The organism is Streptomyces sp. CB00316 (assembly GCF_001905595.1).
GTDB lineage: Bacteria > Actinomycetota > Actinomycetes > Streptomycetales > Streptomycetaceae > Streptomyces.
The window spans coordinates 82,862-97,740 of record NZ_LIXI01000010.1 but is presented as its reverse complement, the minus strand read 5'-3'; the positions used below and the strand labels follow the sequence as shown (position 1 = coordinate 97,740).

The window sequence follows — 14,879 nt, the reverse complement described above, 5'->3', positions numbered from 1 at the left end:
GGAACGGAACCGTGTGGCGCGCCGGGTGTTCTCAGCCCCCCGGCCGCCAGTCGGGCCGGCGGCCGCTGAGGCCGATCACCCGGTCCAGCAGCGGGGCGTCGTCCGGCACCGGGACCGGCGGGCCGAAGATGCCCCCGCGATCCGGGTCGTCGTCGACCGGGGCGAGCAGGGCCGCGCAGGCACGCAGCTCGGCCTCCCCGGCGTCGTACGGCTGTCCGGTCGACCGGGCCAGGTCCCAGCCGTGGACGACGAGTTCGTCCAGCGCGACGGCCCCGGCGACCTCGCCGGGCAGCTCCACCCCGCCGGCCCGGGTCATGCCCGTCCAGGCGGCGGGGGAGCGCCAGGCCGCCGCGACCTGCTCCAGCCGCCGGGGCAGAACCTTGCGCCACTCGTCGTCGAGTACGGGCAGGGCGGAGTCCGGCGAGACGGCCGTGCTCGCCCCGAGATCCTTGCGGGCCGCGTCACGGAAGGCGGCGGCCAGCCCGTTCAGGTGGGCCAGCAGCTCCCGCACGGTGTAGTCCGGGCAGGGAGTGGGGCCGCCCAGCCGGTCATCGTCGATCGCGTCGAGCAGTTCGGTGACGCGCCGCGCGGCCGGCTCCAGGTCGAGGGTGGGGGCGGGGGTGGAGGCATGCGTGCTGTCGGAGTTCATGAAGGGCAGACCGTGCCGCGGCCGAGAACTCATCGGACCGGACCCGCCGGTCCGCGGCAAGGCGCGCGGCGCACACCACCACATAGCGGAAGGTTCCTCGTCGTCCTCTTGTCGGAGACCCCCGTGCCATGTCATACAGGTCTGGACCATTGCTGTCCGGATGGAAGGCACCACCGTGCAACGCCCCCACATATCAGCCGCGTTGGCCTGTTCCGCCCTGCTCCTCGCCCCCCTCCTCGTCGCCTGCGGCTCCACCGCCGAAGCCGACACGCAGCCCCCCACCACCCCCGGCGGGGTGACCGCGCAGGCCAGCAGCTCCACCTCGGTGCACGTCATGTGGGAGGCCGCCTCCGACGACGAGGCGATCGCCGGCTACGAGGTCTTCCGAGGGAAGGCCAAGGTCAGGAGCGTTCCCGCGACCAAGCACATGGTCGACGTCGACGGGCTGACGGCCTCCACCGACTACACCTTCACCGTCCGGTCCAAGGACGCCGCCGGGAACCTCTCCGCACCCAGCAAGGCCATTCCCGTCACCACCCAGGCCATCCCGCCCGAGGACGACGCGCCCCCCACCGCCCCGGCGAAGCTCACAGGCGGCGCCGAGGGAAGCCGGGCCGCCACCCTCACCTGGGGCGCGTCCACGGACGACGTCGGCGTCACCTCGTACGACATCTACCAGGAGGACTCCCGTATCCACAGCGTCCCGGCCTCCCAGACGACGGCGAAGCTCACGGGCCTGCGCCCCGGGACCGTCTACACCTTCACCGTCCGGGCCCGCGACGCCTCCGACAAGTCCTCGGCCGACAGCAACGCGCTCGACCTCACCACCGCGTCGGCCCCCGGCGCCCCCGCGAGCACCGCCCCCACCGGGCTGCGCACCGAGATCGGCAAGGAGGGGGCGGAGTTCACGGTCGACCTGTCCTGGGACCAGCCCGACACGGGCGGAGTCGTCCCCGCCTACCAGCTCTACCTGAACGGCAAGCTGACCACCACGATCGTCTGGGGCGGTGCGCCCCCGAAGGGCCGGGCCACCTACCGGCTGAACCTCGCCGACCCGCCCGGTACCCGCTACTCGGTGAAGCTCAGGGCCAAGCTCCCGGACGGCAAGTGGGGTGACTTCTCGGCCCAGCCCACGATCGTCCTGGCGGACTGACGCCTTCCGGTCCATCCCAGCGCCCTCACCATCCTGGTGGTCGTCACGGCCCGGCAGGCGTCGAGCGGCTGGATGAACCTCTGGGTCCCGACGACGGCGGTGACCATCGGCGGGGTGGCGCCGGCGAGGATCGGCTACGACAGGTACCTCCGGGTTCGTCTGGCCGCTGCCGGCCATTCTGGCCGTGCTGGTCTGCGGGTTCGCGGCGCTGGGGGCGGTGTGGACGTGAAGGGGCTTGGGCGGGCCGGGAATCATGCGTCATCCTGGGGCGGCAACGAGGTCGAGGCGATGAGCACGGGGGTGCGGCACCACCATGGTTCCGGGAACGGTGGGGCAATTGGCCATCCTGCTGGTCCTCGTGCTGCCCGGTGTCTTCTACCAGGCGGTGCGGGAGCGGCTGCGCGGCGCGCTGGCCAGTGAGCAGGAGCCGCAGAACCGGCTCGTGCGCGCCATCGCCGCGAGCGCCCTCCTCGACACCCTGTACGCGGTGGTCGCGGGGCCGTGGCTGGTGCGGCTGCTGGCCGGGGGAGGGGAGGGGCCCGTCGCCGGAGTGCTGCGGCAGCCCCGTCAGGCGGGGCTCGCCGCGCTGCTGCTGATCGTCGCCGTGCCGTCCGCGCTGGCCTGGGCGGAGGCGGTGTGGGGGAGGCGGCGTGCGGGGGCGCGGTACGAGCCGACGCCGACCGCCTGGGACGCCCTCTTCAGGGATCGTGGGTCCTGCTTCGTCCGGGTGCGCCTCAGGAGCGGCCTGTGGGTGGGGGGCTGGCTCGGTTCGCGGTCGGCCGTCTCGGCGTTTCCGCAGCCGGGTGACCTCTATCTGCAGGCTCAGTACCGGATGGGGCCCGACGGCAGGTTCCTCGGCAGGATGCCGGGCACGGCGGGTGTGTATGTGCGGGCGGACGATGTGGAAGTGCTGGAGGTGCTGCTGCCGCCGTCGGCGGGAGCGGACGGAGGGAGTGACCGGTGACGAAGAAGCACGGGACGGGCGACGGCGGGGAACGAGGGGCGGGCGACGACGCCGAGTTGGCGGCCCTTGTCGCGGAGTTCTCCTTCCGCAAGACCTATCGCCCCACCGATGAGATGGCCGAGCCGGACGACGTGCCGCACGGGCCATCGGGCACGGCGATGGGGGATGTCGCGCCCACCGCTCAGGTGGCCCCGGAGCCGGACGTGCCCTGAGCGCACACCGGCCCCTCCTCAGGGGCCCGTGTGGATGTGCGCCGCCCACAGGTGCGGTGCCTGCGCGTAGCGGTCGCGCAGGGCCCTGACCGGGCGGTGCAGGGCCGTGGCCGGATCGATGGGGCGGCCCCGGGCCAGGTCCTCGGCGAGCGCGGCGTAGAACTCCTCGGTGAGGTGCGTCGCCAGTTTGTCGGCGACGGGCCACAGGGTGCCGATCACATGCGGGTATCCGGCCAGTTGGAAGGAGGAGGCCAGCTGGACCGCCTCGTCGGACAGCGTGATGCCGCCCTGGGCCGCGGAGCAGGCGGACAGCACGGCGAGTTCCGGGTTCCCCGGACGCCGGGCCGCCGCGTCGGACGCGGTGAGCCGTCCGTCGTAGAGGATCAGCCCGCTCCGCGACGGGTTGAGCAGTTCGCTGACGCCGTGGCAGCTGAAGTGGACCCACGGGTGGGCCTCCAGCGCCCGGCCGACCGCCTCCACCGTGGCATCGGGCCCGGCCAGCAGCCGCCCCTGCGGGAACAGCTCCATGAGCAGCTCCACCTCCCGCGAGACACCCGGCAGCGGCGCGGCCCCCGGCGTCTCGGCGAGGGCCACGACCAGCGGGGCGGGGTGTGTGGAGCCGCCCGCGCCCCGGCCGCCGCGGGCCCGCACCAGGGCCCGGAGGGTCGGGGTGTACGAGGAGACCGCACGGTCGACGACCCAGGTGCCGGAGTCCGCCGCACCGCGACCGGCGGCGTGCAGTGGCAGGAAGGAGAGCCGCCCGGTGGGGCACCACCACAGGCGGGGCCACGGGTCGCCGTCACGCGGTACGGAGTCCAGGCCGAGGTGGTCGAGTACGGGCGCGGCCACGGCATCCCAGAGCCAGCCCAGCGTGCCGGATAGCGTACGCATCATGGCGACGGCCTCCTCGACGCCGTTCTCCCCGTACGCCGTGTCCACGCCCTCGATGAACTCCGCCGCCCGCGACACGGTGGCTTCCAGCGTGAGGTCGGGCAGGGGGACCACGTCGATCCCGGCATCGGCGGTCACCACGAGGGCGTCGCAGCGGTAGGTGCTGACGTTGACGACCACCACAGGCCCTTCGGCGGCGGAGGCCACCAGCTCCGCCACGGAGGGCGGTCGCAGGAAGTCATCGAGACCCGGCAGCTCCCGTATCTGTGCGATGAGCTGCTCCCAGCGCCGGGCCAGGGCGTGCCGGGCCTCGGCGATGACGGCCGCCTCCTGGGCTCCGTGGAACGGGGCCGCCGGGCCGTCGACTCCGGGGGCCGGCACCGGGGAGGGCCGGGCCGGCTCGCTCAACCGGCCCCGTATCCGCTCGAACTCGGCCGCGAGGCCCGGAGCGAGGGTGTGCAGCCGCGACACATCGGCCCGGTCCTCCAGCCCCTGGGCCAGCAACACCCCCCTGCCCTGTTCGAGGAGGGCGAGGGCACGGTCCGCCGCACCCTCGTCGAGCGCCAGCGCGGCGGCGTCGCTCGCCAGGCCCTCGCTGACCAGCAGCCGCGCCTCCTGATCGGCTCGGGCGAGGCTGCGCGGTGCGATGCCGGGCAACAGGCCGACGGCGTACGCGTACCCCTCCAGGGCGTCCGCGTCGTGCCCCGCCTTCACCGCGGCCCGCCCCCAGGCGTGGGCGGCCCGGATCCGGGCGGCGACGGGGGCGACCGGATTGTGTGCGCCGTCGCGGGCGACGCGGGCCACCTCCACCAGGTCGACCCGGTCCCCCAGTGCCGTGCGGGCCAACTGCACCCAGGCCAGAAGCATCTGGGAGGGGCCGTGCTGCGCACGGTCCGCGGACGTGCCCGCGAGGGCTTCCCGGGCGGCGGCCTCCGCCCGGTGCAGCGCCCGCCGGGCGACGTCCTCGGCGCGCTCCCGCGCCAGGGCGGCGACGATGGTGCAGGCGCTCGCGAGCTTCTGCAGGGCGTAGGGGCGCGCGGGGTGATGCTCCCCGAACCCGGCGACCACCTCTTCGAGGACCCGCCGGGCCTCGTCGGCGATGCGCAGATCCTCGTCGTGGTGGGCCCTGTTGGTCAGCAGGACCCCCAGGTTGATGCCGGCCATCTCGGCACCCGAGCGGTCGCCGTGCTCCACGGCCATGGCCTCGCGCAGGAGCCCGGCCGCCTCGTCGGCGGCGGACCTGTCGCCGACGGCCTCGTACCAGCAGCGCAGTGCCTCGGCGAGGTTGTTCAGGTGCAGGGACCGCTCCACCCCCGCCGGCGGGCTCTCCTTCACCGCGCGGCGCAGCACCGTCACGGCCTCGGCCAGCCAGACGCGGTTGCCGGTGGCCAGACCGCGGTTCATGAGGGCGCTGCCCAGGTTGGTGAGCGCCATGCCGCGGCGCATCTGGAGCACATGGGTCACGGCCTCGCGCAGCGTGGCGACGGCCAGGTCCATGAGCCTCTCGTCGCCGCTGTCGACGGCCCGGCTCCACCGGACGTAACCGAGGCCGGTGAGGAGGGTGCCCCGCAGGCTCGATGCCACAGGTTGCGGGGCGGCGAGGGCGGCCTCGTAGTGCCGCACGGCCTCGTCGCTCCACCGCGCGTCACCGGTGCGGCGGTAGAGGGCCCCCAGGCTGTTGGCGAGGCCGAGCAGGGCCTGGGGCGAGGGTGGTCCCGCCGCCATGGCGACCGCCTCCCGGTGACACCGTACGGACTCCTCCAGCGGAGCGTCGTCGGCGGTGAGGCGGGCGAGGTTGCGCAGGGCGTCCCCGAGGGCCGTGCGGCAGTCCGCCCCGCTGTACGTGGACGCGTCGGAGGCGGCCACGGCCCTGCGTAACACCGCGACGCCCTCCTCCAGTGCCTCGGTGTCCGAGCGGAACTCGGCGAGGGCCAGCAGGGCCTCACCGAGACTCATGAGCAGATGGACGGAGAAGGGGTCCTGCGCCGACGACAGGGCGACGGCCTCCCGATGGGCGGCCACCGCCTCGGGCAGGAGCTCGGTGCGACCGGTACATGTGGCGATGCTCAGCAGGCCGAAGCCGATGTTCGACCGGCGTACGGCGCTTTCGGCGCGGGGGAGCGGAGCGTGCCGCACCTCCTCGCGCAGCAGGCGCACCCCTTCCTCGTACAGGGCCGCATCGTTCGTCGCGTCGGCCCGGTCCATGAGGGCGTGGGTGTACTCCGCATGGCAGTCCCAGTGCTCCGGGCCGTCGGCCCGGAGCAGCCCGAGGCCCCGGAGCATCTCCTCGCTCCCTCTTCGCCAGGCCGCGTCGTCGTCCGCCCCGGCGCGTCGAGCCAGCGCGGCCCCGAGGGCGAACCGGGTGGTGGCCCGGAAGCTGCCGGTGGGAGGAGGCAGGGCGAGGCACTTGTGGTAGCAGTCGACGGCCTCGTCGAGGCCGTCCGTGTCGCCGGGGATCTGCAGGCAGCGCCCGAGCGCCAGCAGGATCCGGGCCCGCTCGGCGGAACGGGCCGGGACCTCCGCGGCAAGGGCCCGGAGCACCGTGACCGGGTCGTCGAGTTCCCCGGGGTCACCGGGCTCTCCGGTGGCCACGACATGCCGGACGGCCCGCTTCCACAGCAGCTCCGCGTGGCCGGTGGCGTGGAGCACCCGCCGGGCCACGTCGTCGGCCGGCGCGCACTCCGTCGCCCGGCGGGCCTGCGCGACGGCTTCGTCCAGGTCGCCCATGGAGCCGGTCGCCGTGTACCTCGCGTCCAGCACCTGCGAGAGGGCGAAGTGCGCCCGGCCACGCACCGGATGGCCGGGCGGGGCACCGTCGAGGGCCTCGCGGGCCGTGGCGTACGCGTCGTCGAGGAGCCCTGGACGGCCGGTGCGGGCGGCGACCCCGGCCAGCATCAGTCCGAGGTTGATGAGGTACGTGGCGCGTTCGAAGGCGTTCGGGGCCGTGTCCGCGGCCCCGCGGCAGGCGGCGACACCCTCCTCGTGGAGTTCGTCGCCGCTACCGCTCGCGACGGCTTCCGCGAAGAGGGCCACACCCAGGTCGGAGAGGAGCCCGGCACGGTTGGCCACGGCGGCGTCCGGCTCCGCGAGGGCCGTGCGCAGCAGGGCGACGCCCTGGGAGCGCAGCGCGGGATCGTCCAGGTGGTCGGCGGCCAGGCACAGCGCGGAACCGAGGGTGGCGCTGTGCTGCGCACGGTGGGGACTGTTCTCCGTGCAGAGCTCCACCGCCTTCCGCAGTTCGGCGACCGACTCCCGCATCGCGTCCATGTCCCCGGTCACGTCGGCCCAGTGCCGGAGCGTGTGCCCGAAGTTGCTGTGCCTGCGGGCCTGCTCGTCCCGGTCCCCGGGGGCGCAGACCACGGCGGCGCGGCCCGTGCCGACGGCGTCCGAGAGCGCCTGGCGGCCGACGCCGTCCTGGAATCCGTAGAAGAGGACGAGACCCAGGTCCGACAGGCAGACGCCCTGCTCGACGCTGCCCTGTCCGGAGACGGTGGCGGCGTGCCGCAGCAGGGTCTCGGCCATACGCAGGACCCCGGGGTCGCGGCCCCGCTGGAACACCGTCATCATCCCGACCCCGGCGTCGTACGCCAGGCCGGGGTGGGTCGCGGCCCCGTCCGGTTCGCCGGACAACGTGGCGAACAGCGGGCGCAGCCCGAACGGAACCTGCTCGGGGTCCTGTTCGTGGACCACGCCGAACCGGAGCAGCGCGGTGGCGAGCGCCCCTCGGTCGGCCGCGCCCCGGGCGGCGTAGCGGAACAGGTCGGCGTAACCGAGCGCCAGGACGCCGAGGGCCCACGCGCTCCCGTCGGGGAGGGCGATGGAGCCGAGCACCTCGTCGGCCGCCCGCGCGGCCTCCGGCCCGGCGAACCATTCCAGGACGCCGGGCTCGGCGTCCGCGCGCTCGGCCTGCTGGAGGATGCGGCGGGCGGCGTCCTCGGCCCTCGTCGGCGTCATCGGCCCCCCCCGTCGCGTCGGCCTGTCACTGTCCCGGCGGGGCGGACGCCGGTATCGCGATCACCCTACTGATGCGGAGGTCGTCTCCGGGCCGTCGATTTCGGCCTTTCCGAACGTCCATGCCGCCGGGCTGTTGCTTCGCCGGCGCGGCACGACGGGTCGGGCGGGTTCGTTCTCCCACCCCAATCACCGGCCCCACGGGTTCGGGTGAGGGGCCCTGGACAGCAGCCGCACCGCCCCCGGCGCTGTGCGGTGCCGGGGGCGGTGCGGCTGCTGTTCCGTTCACGCGGGTCAGCGCAGCTGCTCGTACGCGGGCAGCGTCAGGAAGTCCGCGTAGTCCTGGTCCAGGGAGACCTGGAGCAGGAGGTCGTGGGCCTGCTGCCACTTGCCCGCGGTGAAGGTCTCCTCGCCGATCTCCTCGCGGATCGCGGCCAGTTCCTCGGCGGCGACCTTGCGGGCCAGGTCCGCGGTGGCGTGCTCGCCGTTCTCGAAGACCACCTCCGCGTTGATCCACTGCCAGATCTGGGAGCGGGAGATCTCGGCGGTGGCCGCGTCCTCCATCAGGTTGAAGATGGCGACCGCGCCCAGGCCCCGCAGCCAGGCCTCGATGTAGCGGATGCCGACCGCGACGGCGTTGCGCAGGCCCTCGTACGTGGGCCTGGCGTCGAGCGTGTCGATGGCGATCAGGTCGCCCGCCGCCACCGAGACGTCCTCGCGGAGGCGGTCCTTCTGGTTCGGCTTCTCGCCGAGGACCGCGTCGAAGGAGGCCATGGCGATCGGGACCAGGTCGGGGTGGGCGACCCAGGAGCCGTCGAAGCCGTCGCCGGCCTCGCGGTCCTTGTCCGCCTTGACCTTCTCGAAGGCCACCTTGTTGACCTCGGCGTCGCGGCGCGAGGGGATGAAGGCCGCCATGCCGCCGATCGCGTGCGCGCCGCGCTTGTGGCAGGTGCGGACCAGGAGTTCGGTGTACGCCCGCATGAACGGGGCGGTCATCGTCACCGCGTTGCGGTCCGGCAGGACGAACTTGGCGCCGCCGTCACGGAAGTTCTTGACGATGGAGAAGAGGTAGTCCCAGCGGCCGGCGTTCAGCCCGGAGGCGTGGTCGCGCAGCTCGTAGAGGATCTCCTCCATCTCGTACGCGGCGGTGATCGTCTCGATCAGGACCGTCGCGCGGACGGTGCCCTGCGGGATGCCGACGTAGTCCTGGGCGAAGACGAAGATGTCGTTCCAGAGGCGGGCCTCCAGGTGCGACTCCGTCTTGGGGAGGTAGAAGTACGGGCCCTTGCCGAGGTCGATCAGGCGCTGGGCGTTGTGGAAGAAGTAGAGCCCGAAGTCGACCAGCGCGCCGGGCACGGGGGTGCCGTCCAGCTGGAGGTGGCGCTCGTCCAGGTGCCAGCCGCGCGGGCGGGTGACGACGGTGGCGAGCTCGTCGGCGGGGTTCAGCGCGTACGACTTGCCCGACTTCGGGTCGGTGAAGTCGATGCGGCGCTCGTAGGCGTCGGTCAGGTTGAGCTGGCCGAGGATCACGTTCTCCCAGGTGGGGGCGGAGGCGTCCTCGAAGTCGGCGAGCCAGATGCGGGCGCCCGAGTTGAGCGCGTTGATCGTCATCTTGCGGTCCGTCGGACCGGTGATCTCCACCCGACGGTCGTTCAGAGCGGCCGGGGCCGGCGCGACCTTCCAGGAGTCGTCCGCGCGGACCGCCGCCGTCTCGGGCAGGAAGTCCAGAGTGGAGGTACGGGCGATCTCGGCGCGGCGCTCGGTGCGCCGGGTGAGCAGCTCATTGCGGCGCGGCGTGAACTGCCGGTGCAGCTCGGCCACGAACGCGAGGGCCGCGTCGGTCAGGACCTCGTCCTGCCGGGGCAGGGGCTCGGCATCGACGATGGCCAGCGTGGACGGCGCTGGTGCGGACATGAGCTGTCACTCCTTCAGCGGGCGGCGGCGTCTCATGGCCGCCGGGTCGCCTGGCACGGCGTGCCATGGGCTCCGAGATACGGCCGTGGGTGCCGCCTGAGGTTCAGAGGGCTTCTGACCAGTGGATAGTAGTTTCCTCATGGTGGAAGTTCAATGGTTTGTTGATATCGAGATTCTCCGGCTCGACAGAAATGGGCCGTCGGCGGCGCGGCGTGCCAGGGCGGGTACGGAGCGTTCATCGGGCTCATTCCAGGTGGGTCAGGTCGTGTGCGGTGTCGATGTCGTACGCCTGCGCCACATCCGAACACTCCACCAGCGTGATCGCATCGCGGTGCTCGCGCAGATACGCCCGGGCCCCCTGGTCGCCCACCGCCCCCGCCGCGATGTCCGCCCACCGGTCCGCCCCGAACAGCACCGGATGACCGCGCTCCCCGTCGTACGAGGCGGCCACCAGGCTCGTCCGCGACCGGTACGCCAGACGCACCCGCGCCACCGCCTCCGCGCCGATGCCCGGCTGGTCCACCAGCAGGACGAGTGCCGCGTCCGCCCCCGTAGCGCTCGCGGCCGCCAGGCCCAGTCGCAGCGAGGAGCCCATGCCCTCCTCCCACCCCGGGTTCACGGTCACCGCCGAACCCGTCAGATCGGCCCGGGCCCGCACCTCGTCGGCCGCCGCGCCCAGCACCACATGGAGCGGGCCGCAGCCGCCGTTGCGCAGGGCCCGCAGGGCGTGCTCCACCAAAGGGCGGCCGCGGCGCTCCAGCAGGGCCTTGGGGCGACCGCCGAGCCGCCGGCCGCCGCCCGCGGCGAGCAGCACCCCTGCCACCTTGGGATTCTTCGCATGAGAAGCCATGAGCCCTGGATACCACCGAGCCGTTCGCACACGCGACACGCATGTCACTCTCAGGGGTCACCCTGATTTCTGTCCGTGGAGTGGCGCACACAGCCTGTCATGGCGTTAACTTGCGGGCGAACCCCGGTACTTGGCCACCGTCCCGGGGCTGGGGGGCCACACCGGCACAAGGACGTGTGAGGGGGAGTGCTGTGTTGCGAAGCGTGGGGCAGAAGCGGGTCACCGGCAGCGGCGAGGACCCGAGGGTGGCGGAGCTGCGCATAGCCGTCTCCCGGCTCCGCCGAGAGCTGGCCTCACTGTCCTTCGAGTTCCCGGACCGGCCCATCGCCGAGGAAGAGCTCGCGGCACTCGATGCCATGGCGGTCGGCGGGGTCCCGGAGATCCCGCGCATGCGCAGCTCGCTGCTGCTGATCGCGGGGTCGGTCGGCTCGGTCAGCGCACTCGCCGCCGCACTGCGCGACGTGCGCAACGCGGTGGACCTCTTCGGGGAGCCGCCGCGCGGGTGAGGCCGGGCGTCGCCCGGTCGACTCAGCGGCGGATCAGCCGGCGGGCCGTCGCCGCCGCGACCGCCGACGTACGGGAGTCCACGCCCAGCTTCGCGTAGATGTGCACCAGGTGGGACTTGACCGTGGCCTGGCTCAGGAAGAGCTTCTTGCTGATCTGGAGGTTGGACAGCCCCTCCCCGACCAGTTGCAGCACCTCCAGCTCCCGCCGCGTCAGCGCCTCGGCGGGTGTGCGCATCCGGTCCATCAGCCGGTGGGCCACCGAAGGGGCGAGCGCGGAGCGGCCCGCCGCCGCCGTGCGCACCGCCGCCGCCAGCTCCTGCGGGGGCGCGTCCTTCAGCAGATAGCCGCTCGCGCCCGCCTCGACGGCCGCCAGGATGTCGGCGTCGGAGTCGTACGTGGTGAGGACCAGGACGCGGGGGCCGTCGGCGACGGCGGTGATCGCCGCCGTGGCCTCGGAGCCGTGCATCCCCGGGCCCGGGCCGAACTGGAGGTCCATGAGGACGACGTCGAAGCCGCCCGCCGCCGTCAGCGCCACGGCCTCCTCGGCGGTGGCCGCCTCGCCCGCGACGCGGAAGTCCGGCTCGGTGTCCAGGACCGCGCGGAGCCCCGCCCGTACGACGGGGTGGTCGTCGGCGAGCAGCAGCCGGATGGTGCTCTCCTCGCTCATGCGGCGCGCTCCCGGTCCCGAGGGCGGCCTGCCAGCGGCAGGGTGACCGCCAGCGCCGTGCCCTGGCCCGGCGCCGACTCCACGCTCAGCGTGCCGCCCAGCGTGGCCGCCCGCGACCGCATCGCGGGCAGCCCGAAGCCGCCGTCGCCGCGCTCGTCGACCGGCGCGCCCGAGGGGTCGAAGCCGCGCCCGTCGTCCACCACGTCCAGCGCCACGGAGGTGTCCATGAAGCTCAGCGTGATCTCCGCCCGGCCCGCCCGCGCATGGCGCACCGTGTTGGCCAGCGCCGACTGGGCGGTCCGCAGCAGCGCCACCTCGTACGGGGTCGGCAGCTCCACCGGCGTACCGCTGACCGCGAACCGTACGCTGAGGTCCGGCCCGGTCGTCCGGGCGCAGAGCCGCTCCAGCGCGGCCGCCAGCGAACCGTGCTCCAGGTCCGGCGGCGTCAGCGCCCGTACGAAGGAACGCGCCTCGGCCAGGTTGGCCTGCGCGGCCTCCCGGGCGGCGCGGACGTGCGCGGCGGCGGGCGCGTCCTCGGGCAGCGTGCGCTCGGCCGCGCGCAGCAGGAGCTGGATGCTGGACAGGCCCTGGGCGAGCGTGTCGTGGATCTCCCGGGCGAGCCGTTCGCGCTCGGCGAGGGTGCCCGCCGTACGCTCCGCCTCGGCCAGCTCCGCCCGGGTGGCGACCAGCTCCACGATCAGCTCCCGGCGCCGCTCGCTCTCCCGGAACAGCGCGTCGTACCCGAGGACCGTGGCGATGGCGACGGCCGCGCCGAGCAGCGGGCCGATGAACGCGCCCGGGGCGATCTCCTGCCGGTGCGCGACGAAGCTGGTGATCGCGGCCACCGCGGTGACGGCGACGGCGGGCACGCCCCAGCGCGTCGGCAGCAGGTGCAGCTGGAGGAAGTAGAGCGGGAAGGCGACCCACAGGGCATCGGGGGAGAGGGCGAGCAGCGCCAGCCAGAGGGTCCCCAGCGCGGCGAGCCAGGTGGCGGCGGCCTTTGTGCCGGGGCGCACGGACGCGGCGAGCGCCCCTTGCCGTACGGAGGCGGCGAGGGCCCCGGTCCCCGCCAGCGCCCCCGCCGCGTACGCCCCCGCCGTCACCAGCGTCAGCGCCACCACCGCCCCCGCGTGCGGCGCGCCCTCGCCCACCGCGCGCACCGCCACCAGGGCCAGCAGGCCCGTCAGCAGCGCGTGCAGACAGAGCCGCAGGGCAGCGGTGACGTGGGTGTGCGAACGCGAATCCATGGTCCGTCCAGCGTAGCGGCGGTCCCCGCTCGGCCGGTCAATCGAAAGGTTGATCCGGGGACCGTCCCCCGCGCGATGTTTCCCCGCCCCGAACCACCGACGATGGATCCATGTTCGTCGCATGGAGAGACCTTCGGTTCGCCAAGGGCCGGTTCGCGCTCATGGGGTCGGTCGTGGTCCTGATCACGCTGCTCGTGGGCCTGCTGTCCGGCCTCACGGCCGGCCTGGCCCGGGAGAACGTCTCGGCCGTCACCGGCCTGGACGCCGACCACCTGGCCTTCGCCGCCCCGCGCGGTGACCAGTCGGTGTCCTTCACCAACTCGACCGTCCGCGAGGACGACTGGCGGGCCTGGGCCGATCGCCCCGGGGTCGAGGCCGCCCAGCCGTTGGGCATCCGCACCCTGAACGCCACCGCCCCCGGCGACCGTACGGCCCCGGTGTCGGCCTTCGGCGTCGAACCGGACGGCACGCTGGCGCCGGAAGGCATCGGCCCGGGACGTGTCGTGCTCTCCGGGAAGGCGGCCGAGGAGCTCGGCGCGGCCCCCGGCGACAGGATCGCGCTCGGCCGGGCCGAGCGGGAGGTCGCCGCCGTCGCCGAAGACGCCTCCTACAGCCACACGCCCGTCGTCTGGACCACCCTCGACGACTGGCAGCAGATCGGCCACGACGGCGCGGGCCCCGCCGAACAGGCGACCGTCATCGCCCTGACCACCACCGACGGCGCCGACCTGGCGGCCGGGGACGAGGCCGCGGAGACCCGCACGCTCTCCCTCGACGACTCCCTCACCGCGATCGGCTCCTACCAGGCCGAGAACGGCTCGCTGCAACTCATGCGCGGCTTTCTCTTCGCCATCTCCGCCCTCGTCATCGGCGCCTTCTTCACCGTCTGGACCATCCAGCGCAGCGCCGATGTCGCCGTACTGAAGGCGCTCGGCGCCTCCACGCCGTATCTCCTGCGCGACGCACTCGGGCAGGCCGTGGTGATGCTCGTCCTCGGTACGGGGCTCGGGACGGCGCTCGCCGCCGGGGCCGGGGTCCTGATCGGCGGGGGGCCGGTGCCGTTCGTGCTGGTCGCGGCGACCGTCCTGATCCCCGCCGCGATCATGATCGTCCTCGGTGCCCTCGGGGCCGCCCTGTCCATCCGGCGGATCACCGCCGTCGACCCCCTCACCGCACTCGGGAGTGCCCGATGACGCTCACCCTCACCGATGTGACCCTCACGTACCCGGACGGCGACGGGCGGCTCACCGCCCTGGACCGGGTCTCGCTGGAGGTTCCGGCGGGCACGCTCACCGCCGTCGTCGGGCCGTCAGGGTCGGGCAAGTCCAGCCTGCTGGCCGCCGCCGCGACGCTGGTCACCCCGGACTCCGGCGAGGTCGTCGTGGCCGGTACGAGGACGGGGCCGCTCACTCCGGCGGCGCGGGCGGCCCTGCGCAGGGAGCACATCGGGATCGTGTTCCAGCACCCGAACCTGCTGTCCTCGCTCACCGCCGCCGAGCAGCTCCAGGTGATGGCCCACCTGTCGGGCGGGCGGGCCGGGGGAGCCCGCCGCCGGGCGCTGGAGCTGCTGGACGCGGTGGGTCTGGCGGAGCAGGCGGACCGGCGGCCGCACCAGCTGTCGGGCGGTCAGCGCCAGCGGATCAACATCGCCCGCGCCCTGATGAACGAGCCTGAGGTGCTCCTCGTCGACGAGCCGACCAGCGCGCTCGACCATGAGCGCGGAGCGGCGGTGCTGCACCTGCTGGTCACCCTGACGCGGGAGCGCGCCACGGCCACGGTGCTGGTCACGCACGACCTGGCCCACCTGGACCGGATGGACCGCACGGTGACGATGGACGACGGGCGGCTGACCGTACCGGCGCAGGTCTGAACCCC

Annotated in this window: 12 protein-coding genes and 1 pseudogene; 7 read left to right on the top strand and 6 right to left on the bottom strand. The window is 73.9% G+C overall.

Annotated elements, in window-relative coordinates; all coding sequences use genetic code 11:
- Window positions 1–31 precede the first annotated feature (31 nt).
- Complete coding sequence (locus tag AMK21_RS25845) at window positions 32–649, bottom strand: TIGR03086 family metal-binding protein (protein WP_073881588.1); 618 nt, start codon at window positions 647–649, stop codon at window positions 32–34.
- A gap of 160 nt (window positions 650–809) precedes the next feature.
- Between AMK21_RS25845 and AMK21_RS25840 the strand changes: the two genes are divergently transcribed.
- From AMK21_RS25840 to AMK21_RS25825, 4 genes and pseudogenes are all read left to right on the top strand, one after another.
- Complete coding sequence (locus AMK21_RS25840) at window positions 810–1,802, top strand: fibronectin type III domain-containing protein (protein WP_073881587.1); 993 nt, start codon at window positions 810–812, stop codon at window positions 1,800–1,802.
- A 36-nt stretch (window positions 1,803–1,838) separates the two neighbouring features.
- A pseudogene (locus AMK21_RS36305) lies at window positions 1,839–2,031 on the top strand (YfcC family protein); the annotation flags it as partial.
- Window positions 2,032–2,130: 99 nt separating this feature from the next.
- Complete coding sequence (locus AMK21_RS25830; protein WP_234422059.1) at window positions 2,131–2,766, top strand: DUF6338 family protein; 636 nt, start codon at window positions 2,131–2,133, stop codon at window positions 2,764–2,766.
- A complete protein-coding gene (locus tag AMK21_RS25825) occupies window positions 2,763–2,978 on the top strand; it encodes a hypothetical protein (protein WP_073881584.1) in 216 nt (71 codons plus the stop codon). Before AMK21_RS25830 ends, AMK21_RS25825 begins: the two co-directional genes overlap by 4 nt.
- Before the next feature lie 18 nt (window positions 2,979–2,996).
- Here the strand turns inward: AMK21_RS25825 and AMK21_RS25820 are convergent, their stop codons facing one another.
- The 3 genes from AMK21_RS25820 to AMK21_RS25810 all read right to left on the bottom strand — a co-directional run bounded on the left by AMK21_RS25820 (window position 2,997) and on the right by AMK21_RS25810 (window position 10,584).
- Window positions 2,997–7,823 carry a CHAT domain-containing protein gene (locus tag AMK21_RS25820; protein ID WP_073881582.1) on the bottom strand — a complete coding sequence of 1,609 codons (4,827 nt, stop codon included), beginning with the start codon at window positions 7,821–7,823 and terminating at the stop codon, window positions 2,997–2,999.
- A 291-nt stretch (window positions 7,824–8,114) separates the two neighbouring features.
- The gene (gene aceB / locus AMK21_RS25815) at window positions 8,115–9,734 is read right to left on the bottom strand and encodes a malate synthase A (RefSeq protein ID WP_073881580.1); all 1,620 of its coding nucleotides are present in this window, start codon (window positions 9,732–9,734) and stop codon (window positions 8,115–8,117) included.
- 244 nt (window positions 9,735–9,978) lie between these two features.
- Entirely contained in the window at window positions 9,979–10,584 is a 606-nt protein-coding gene (locus AMK21_RS25810) for a nucleotidyltransferase family protein (RefSeq protein ID WP_073881578.1), read from the bottom strand.
- Window positions 10,585–10,787: 203 nt separating this feature from the next.
- Here AMK21_RS25810 and AMK21_RS25805 point away from each other — a divergent pair, with 203 nt between their 5' ends.
- On the top strand, window positions 10,788–11,090 hold the full coding sequence (locus tag AMK21_RS25805) for a DUF5955 family protein (protein WP_199863287.1): 303 nt from the start codon (window positions 10,788–10,790) through the stop codon (window positions 11,088–11,090).
- 22 nt (window positions 11,091–11,112) lie between these two features.
- Here AMK21_RS25805 and AMK21_RS25800 read toward each other — a convergent pair whose 3' ends face one another.
- Entirely contained in the window at window positions 11,113–11,757 is a 645-nt protein-coding gene (locus AMK21_RS25800; RefSeq protein WP_073881575.1) for a response regulator, read from the bottom strand.
- Window positions 11,754–13,004: a sensor histidine kinase gene (locus AMK21_RS25795; protein WP_073881574.1), complete on the bottom strand. Its 1,251-nt coding sequence runs from the start codon at window positions 13,002–13,004 to the stop codon at window positions 11,754–11,756. Before AMK21_RS25795 ends, AMK21_RS25800 begins: the two co-directional genes overlap by 4 nt.
- A 110-nt stretch (window positions 13,005–13,114) precedes the next feature.
- Between AMK21_RS25795 and AMK21_RS25790 the strand changes: the two genes are divergently transcribed.
- Both AMK21_RS25790 and AMK21_RS25785 read left to right on the top strand, forming a co-directional pair.
- Complete coding sequence (locus AMK21_RS25790) at window positions 13,115–14,197, top strand: ABC transporter permease (protein ID WP_073881572.1); 1,083 nt, start codon at window positions 13,115–13,117, stop codon at window positions 14,195–14,197.
- The gene (locus AMK21_RS25785) at window positions 14,194–14,874 is read left to right on the top strand and encodes an ABC transporter ATP-binding protein (protein WP_073881570.1); all 681 of its coding nucleotides are present in this window, start codon (window positions 14,194–14,196) and stop codon (window positions 14,872–14,874) included. The genes AMK21_RS25790 and AMK21_RS25785 overlap by 4 nt, the downstream gene beginning before the upstream one ends.
- The last annotated feature ends 5 nt before the right edge of the window (window positions 14,875–14,879 follow it).

Coding starts and splice junctions, on each gene's coding strand:
- aceB (WP_073881580.1), bottom strand. CDS start 9,734: ATGTCCGCACCAGCGCCGTCCACGCTGGCCATCGTCGATGCCGAGCCC.
- AMK21_RS25785 (WP_073881570.1), top strand. CDS start 14,194: ATGACGCTCACCCTCACCGATGTGACCCTCACGTACCCGGACGGCGAC.
- AMK21_RS25800 (WP_073881575.1), bottom strand. CDS start 11,757: ATGAGCGAGGAGAGCACCATCCGGCTGCTGCTCGCCGACGACCACCCC.
- AMK21_RS25790 (WP_073881572.1), top strand. CDS start 13,115: ATGTTCGTCGCATGGAGAGACCTTCGGTTCGCCAAGGGCCGGTTCGCG.
- AMK21_RS25845 (WP_073881588.1), bottom strand. CDS start 649: ATGAACTCCGACAGCACGCATGCCTCCACCCCCGCCCCCACCCTCGAC.
- AMK21_RS25795 (WP_073881574.1), bottom strand. CDS start 13,004: ATGGATTCGCGTTCGCACACCCACGTCACCGCTGCCCTGCGGCTCTGT.
- AMK21_RS25820 (WP_073881582.1), bottom strand. CDS start 7,823: ATGACGCCGACGAGGGCCGAGGACGCCGCCCGCCGCATCCTCCAGCAG.
- AMK21_RS25840 (WP_073881587.1), top strand. CDS start 810: ATGGAAGGCACCACCGTGCAACGCCCCCACATATCAGCCGCGTTGGCC.
- AMK21_RS25810 (WP_073881578.1), bottom strand. CDS start 10,584: ATGGCTTCTCATGCGAAGAATCCCAAGGTGGCAGGGGTGCTGCTCGCC.